This window comes from Clostridium sp. AM34-11AC (genome assembly GCF_003435375.1).
In the GTDB taxonomy this organism is placed as follows: Bacteria; Bacillota; Clostridia; order Lachnospirales; family Lachnospiraceae; genus Pilosibacter; species Pilosibacter fragilis.
Map to the genome: position 1 here is coordinate 1 of NZ_QWGL01000064.1, position 5,125 is coordinate 5,125.

Below are 5,125 nucleotides of genomic sequence, written 5' to 3' on the forward strand. Positions count from 1 at the left end.
AGAATATAAATTTTTACTGACAACTACCTTGACAATCAGCGTTTTCTTGATATAATCGTAAACGGAAGCAGTACCAAGTTGTTCGTCCACTGATTGGAAGTACCAGTTCACAGATGAAGCCATAGCAGACTGCAAGGTCTGATCAGCGTTCCATGCTTCAAACGGATAGTTTTCTCCATTCCATGCAATAAAAGAATCCTGTGGTGTAATGACACCTTCTTCCAATCCAAATAAAGCATCATATATCTTGTAAGTGGAATCCGGTGCAACTCGTAGCGTAGCATGTTCTATATCATGTATGCTCCAGACATCATTTCTAAGATCGTATAAAACAAAGCTTCCTTCGTATTTTCCAAAGTATTTAGAAAAATCTACATATGAAATATTTTCTGAGGAAGATTCCCATTGGTAGCGACTTTCGTCCGCTGCATATGTAGAAATAAAAGGTGTAAGTCCCATTATTAGAACTGTGGTCAGTATAAAAGCAGTCATGCCTTTTAATTTCTTGCAAAACGTTGGTTTCTCATAAGAGGCAATGTTGATAATGCGACGCTTCATTTGTTTCATGTTTCCGCTAAGGTTGGCGGCAAAAGGAAAAGGAGAAAAGGAGACCTTTTCTATAAAGTTAATCAGCGTATTTCCGTAATTCTCATAATCGTCCTCTTCAAGCATTTTTAGAACAGAAGTGTCACAGGCAACTTCTCTGTCGTTACGCATTTCTCTTAGTGCAAACCAGACAAAGGGGTTAAACCAATAAAGCACTCCGGCAAAGTTCATAAGATAATTGGCAATGGCATCCTTATGTCTGTAGTGTTGTAGTTCATGCAATAGCATATATCTCATATCAGATTCATGATAATCTGAGATTAAATGAATTGGCAGATAAATACATGGCTTCAAAAATCCTACGATAATAGGGGATTTCAAAAAAGCGGTACTGTACACAGGAATATTCCTTATTATTTTCATCTCATTCAAGCATCTGTTATACAGTCTGCGAACTTTCGGATTCTGAAGGGGAAGTGCAGATCTCTTTATAGTGCGTAAACGAAGAGAAGATTTGATTACCAATATCATCATCATAAGCATTCCCACAATCCATATACTCAATAAAATGTACCCGGTAACGGATGATGTGTCATGGTTTACAGAAAGGGCAAAGTCATTCATCCAATTTGTAGTACCGGATAAATCGGTATTCATAACATTATTTGTATCAACATCTGCATGAGAAGTGGTGGAGTTTTGTACGCTACTGAGCCATGAGAAAATTTGCGGGAAACAAACTGGACGGAAGGGTATAAAAGGTACTGCTAAAAGTCCGAGTAGCAGCAACCACAGATTATACTGCATCCGGCTGGACAAGTTGTTTCTGAATACCCATTTGGCTATCAAAAGAATTCCGATGATACCGCTGATCAATACATTGCATAATAAAAAGCGTATCATGAAATTAGCCATGTTAATCGCCTCCTTTTTTTCCTCTCTTGGATAGAAGAGAGCGAAGCGTTTCTATTTCTGGTTCTGTCAGTTTGTCATTTTCTATGTATGCAGATAACATAGCTGTAATATCCCCGTCATAATAACGATTAAGAAAGGAATTACTTTCTTGGCAAATATATTCACTTTCTTTTACTAATGGAGTATAAACGAAAACACGACTTTGTTTTTCATAAGTGAGTGCACCTTTAGTAACAAGACGTTTAATAAGTGTTTGTATCGTTTTAGGACTCCAGTTTGTGGACTGCAGTAATTTTTCTGTTATTTCATTGGTGTTAATTGGAGCATGTTTCCATACGATTTTCATAACTTCATATTCAGCTTCGGAAATCTGCGGCAAGTCACTCATTTAAAATCCCTCCTAAAATCTTACGGTTGTAATAAAAATATTATAAGTTCTATTTTTTCTGCTGTCAATTCAAACAAACAGGTTGATTTAAAATCTTACTTGTGTAATAATTAAAATATTACACAAGTAAGATTTTAGAGAGGAGAAAAATATAAGCAAAAATAATTGAAAATAAGAAAACCAATAGCTTCGAATAGATTCTATTGGTTTATCAAAGAGTAGGATTATCTTGTTTTCGCAGTAATTCAAGCAAATAACGAACCATAGGTAACAAATCATTTGCTTCCTGTTCCGTGCAATCATTTATTAAGGTAAGGAGCTTCTGAAGATTTGGCTTCTGGTCGTTGCTATCCGGATAGAAAATCTTATCTGCTGGTATCTTAAGATATGTAATCAATGGATACAGTTTCTCAAATTTCGGATTACCACGTCCGGCTTCGATGTTCAATATAGTGCGTTGATCTAGATTAAGAATTTCTGCCAGCTTTTCCTGTGAAAGACCGAGTTCTGTACGGGCTTCACGTACTGCGTTGGCAAGATTTTGTTTTATATCCTGCATTGTAATTCACCTCGATAGTAGTTTACATTACACATCGACAGGAGTGAATTGCGTTAGAATACAGAGCGAATATGGAGTACAATACATGATAAAACGAAGGTGGAAAATACGAGAAAAATTGAATATCAGTATAAAAAGCAGCAAGAGCTTACTACACATATCAAGGTGTATCGTAACGAAGTGAAAAACTTCAATGCGATACACCTTTTTTGATGGGCAAAATCAGCGAGTAGTTTTGTCCTTTTCCATTTTTCTGTCATTAGTCTGCTGAACTGACGAACTACGGTTAAGATATTGATTCAGATTATCTAATTTTCTATTGAGAGCATTGATTTCTTTCTCCGCAGATTTATAGGTTTTCTGTAAGGTTTCTTTCTTGGAATACAATGAATTGTATTCGTTACGGAGCTTGTCAATATCAAGAGTTTTAGGGTTCATTCCAAGACGTTTCAACATATTTTCTGCACCGTCATGGAGTAGAAGTTCTGTTTCGTGACTTCGCAGGTAAGCATCCGGATTTTTGGATTTCTGATACCGGACATGATAGATATGATTGGAATGATATTGTTCGGCATATTTCAAAATCTGTCCTAAATCCTTTAACTGATGCTCGGTTTCAACAAGACTGTTTCGTGCATTTTTGGCAAGAACCGACTTGGCTGCAAGCTGCTTTTCCAACTCAGCAATTGATCCTATTTCACTGTAACTGCTGGCAGCAATCTTTAGGTTTTGGATGTCCGCCCAAGCTTTAAGACCGAGATTTTGTTCAAACTTTTCTTCTGAGGTGTCAATAAGCTTTTGGGAAGAAAAATCTTTGACAAGCTGCTTCTTTCTTGTAGGAAATGGAATACGCTTTTTAGGCTGTATCAATTCCTTTGCTTCGATCCGTTCTTTAATTCGTTCTTTGGTGTATTCAGCACCTAAAGAGTTGGCTCTGCCACGGATAAATTGTTCACGGTCAAGTGGTCGGAAAGAGATATATTTTAACGATTTTTCATCAAAGGTTTCACCTTTTATCTCATATCCTTTGGCACGGATAAGGTCAAGAAAGTCCTCATAAGTATCAACAGTTTGGATAGCTTCGTCAATGTCATTTTTGAGCCTGGTTTTCCATGAGGAATTGTTTTTACTGGAGAGCCATTCCTTGTATGTTTTTCCACGCTGGTCAGTTGGTGGCAGGACGGATAATTGATGCTCGGAACACAGCTCATCATTCAGATGTCGGATGTGATAGTAGGTCTTTTTGCAGTCATGGTATTTCTCATGATTGATGTTATCTGCAGCACAGAAAATGATGTGGTTATGAACGTGTCCTTTGTCAATGTGGGTAGCTACAATGTAAGAGTATTTTCCTTCCAGAAGTTTATCGGCAAGCTCTATGCCGATTTGATGAGCTTCCTTATAAGATACTTCTCCGGGCATGAATGCCTGAATCAGATGGAAGGCTTTGTTTGGGTCTGCCTGATTGGTTTTTGACAGGGCGAACTTGAAATCAAAAGCAGCAGTTTCCGGACTGCATCCAAAGGAAGAAATGAGGATGTTTTCATCTGTCTTTGCAGGGTTGCAGATGTAATCTACTGCTTTATTGACGGTTGCTTGGATAGCATGGATTTTTGTGATTGCCATACCTGTTTCATCAACTCCTTTACTTCTTTTACATCGGCTTCATAGACGTTGCCCGTGGCGTTCATACGCTTGGCAATCTGGTTCAAATTGTTACCGATGCGAGAGAGGATTGTATTGTATTCTCGTAGGTGTTCATAGTTTACATCATAGACATATCCGTACAAAATCAGATGCCGGATAAAGGCGGATTTGCTTTTCATATTGGAGGCTTTCCACTTCTGTTCTAGGATGTACTGCTCATCATCGCTCAGATATATTTTCAATTCATTTTGTCTTTCTCTTTTTGCCATTGCTTTGTCCTTTCCCTTCCTTATTTGAAAAGAAGATTTTGTGATATGCCGTATCCGGCGGTGTGGTTTTGAACGTAAAAATTCAGAAATTTCCGTGGAGTAATTGCTGGGTTTTGGAGTGCAAAAGGGGTTAGGGGGATATGCCCCATGCAAGCCAATTTTCTCAAGTTTTTACTTGGAAGAAACTTGGAAAAATGGTGCCTGTGAGGGAACACAGGCAGTGCTTGCTATCTTTGGCAAATTGCCCAGAGGGAATTTGCGAGTTTTAGGCTGTATAGGCAGCCTGTCCAAAACTCATACGGGCGTTACCGCCCATTTATGGACAGCGTCCGGCTGTCCGGCTTCGGAGAACGGCATAGGTAATAAAAAAACTGCCACAGCTCACAGCAGGCATCAGATGCCCGTGAAGCTCCATAGCAGTTTGTGTGTCTTTTTATGAATTTGTGATTTTATCCATAAAAGATTTTAGCAACCAGAAGCTGCAAAGTCAATAAGAGAAAGCAGGAGAGAAAAGAGTATTTATTTTGGGATAAGTTGAATTGATTGTGTCAAAAGTGGCTGCGGGAAAAAGCCTGTTTTAATATGAAAGGTTTTTTCCGGTTCGTTTTTTACAATGAGATTGGAGAATTTACAGAAAGGAGGTAAAGCATGAATACAGCAGATCGAAGAGCTGAAATCATAAATATTCTGCTTGTCAGACGCCGCATTACGGCGAAAGAACTGGCAGACGAATTTCATGTTACGGTTCGCACAATACAAAATTGTTGTGGTCAAGCTTTTTTGTAACACTTGTGGCTAAAA

General features: G+C 38.3%; 6 protein-coding genes. 1 reads left to right on the forward strand and 5 read right to left on the reverse strand.

Annotated features, from left to right (window positions below; translation table 11 throughout):
- The 5 genes from DW826_RS17315 to mobC form a co-directional block, all read right to left on the reverse strand.
- A partial coding sequence (locus tag DW826_RS17315; protein ID WP_117553308.1) for a BlaR1 family beta-lactam sensor/signal transducer occupies positions 1-1,461 on the reverse strand: 1,461 nt, incomplete at its 3' end.
- Between the two features lies 1 nt (position 1,462).
- The gene (locus DW826_RS17320) at positions 1,463-1,849 is read right to left on the reverse strand and encodes a BlaI/MecI/CopY family transcriptional regulator (RefSeq protein WP_066548916.1); all 387 of its coding nucleotides are present in this window, start codon (positions 1,847-1,849) and stop codon (positions 1,463-1,465) included.
- 211 nt (positions 1,850-2,060) lie between these two features.
- On the reverse strand, positions 2,061-2,408 hold the full coding sequence (locus tag DW826_RS17325) for a helix-turn-helix transcriptional regulator (RefSeq protein WP_117553309.1): 348 nt from the start codon (positions 2,406-2,408) through the stop codon (positions 2,061-2,063).
- 222 nt (positions 2,409-2,630) lie between these two features.
- Entirely contained in the window at positions 2,631-4,034 is a 1,404-nt protein-coding gene (locus DW826_RS17330) for a relaxase/mobilization nuclease domain-containing protein (RefSeq protein ID WP_117553310.1), read from the reverse strand.
- Positions 3,983-4,324 carry a plasmid mobilization relaxosome protein MobC gene (gene mobC / locus DW826_RS17335; protein WP_066548912.1) on the reverse strand — a complete coding sequence of 114 codons (342 nt, stop codon included), beginning with the start codon at positions 4,322-4,324 and terminating at the stop codon, positions 3,983-3,985. Before mobC ends, DW826_RS17330 begins: the two co-directional genes overlap by 52 nt.
- A 648-nt stretch (positions 4,325-4,972) precedes the next feature.
- Between mobC and DW826_RS17340 the strand changes: the two genes are divergently transcribed.
- On the forward strand, positions 4,973-5,110 hold the full coding sequence (locus tag DW826_RS17340; protein ID WP_242994144.1) for an HTH domain-containing protein: 138 nt from the start codon (positions 4,973-4,975) through the stop codon (positions 5,108-5,110).
- Positions 5,111-5,125: the final 15 nt, after the last annotated feature.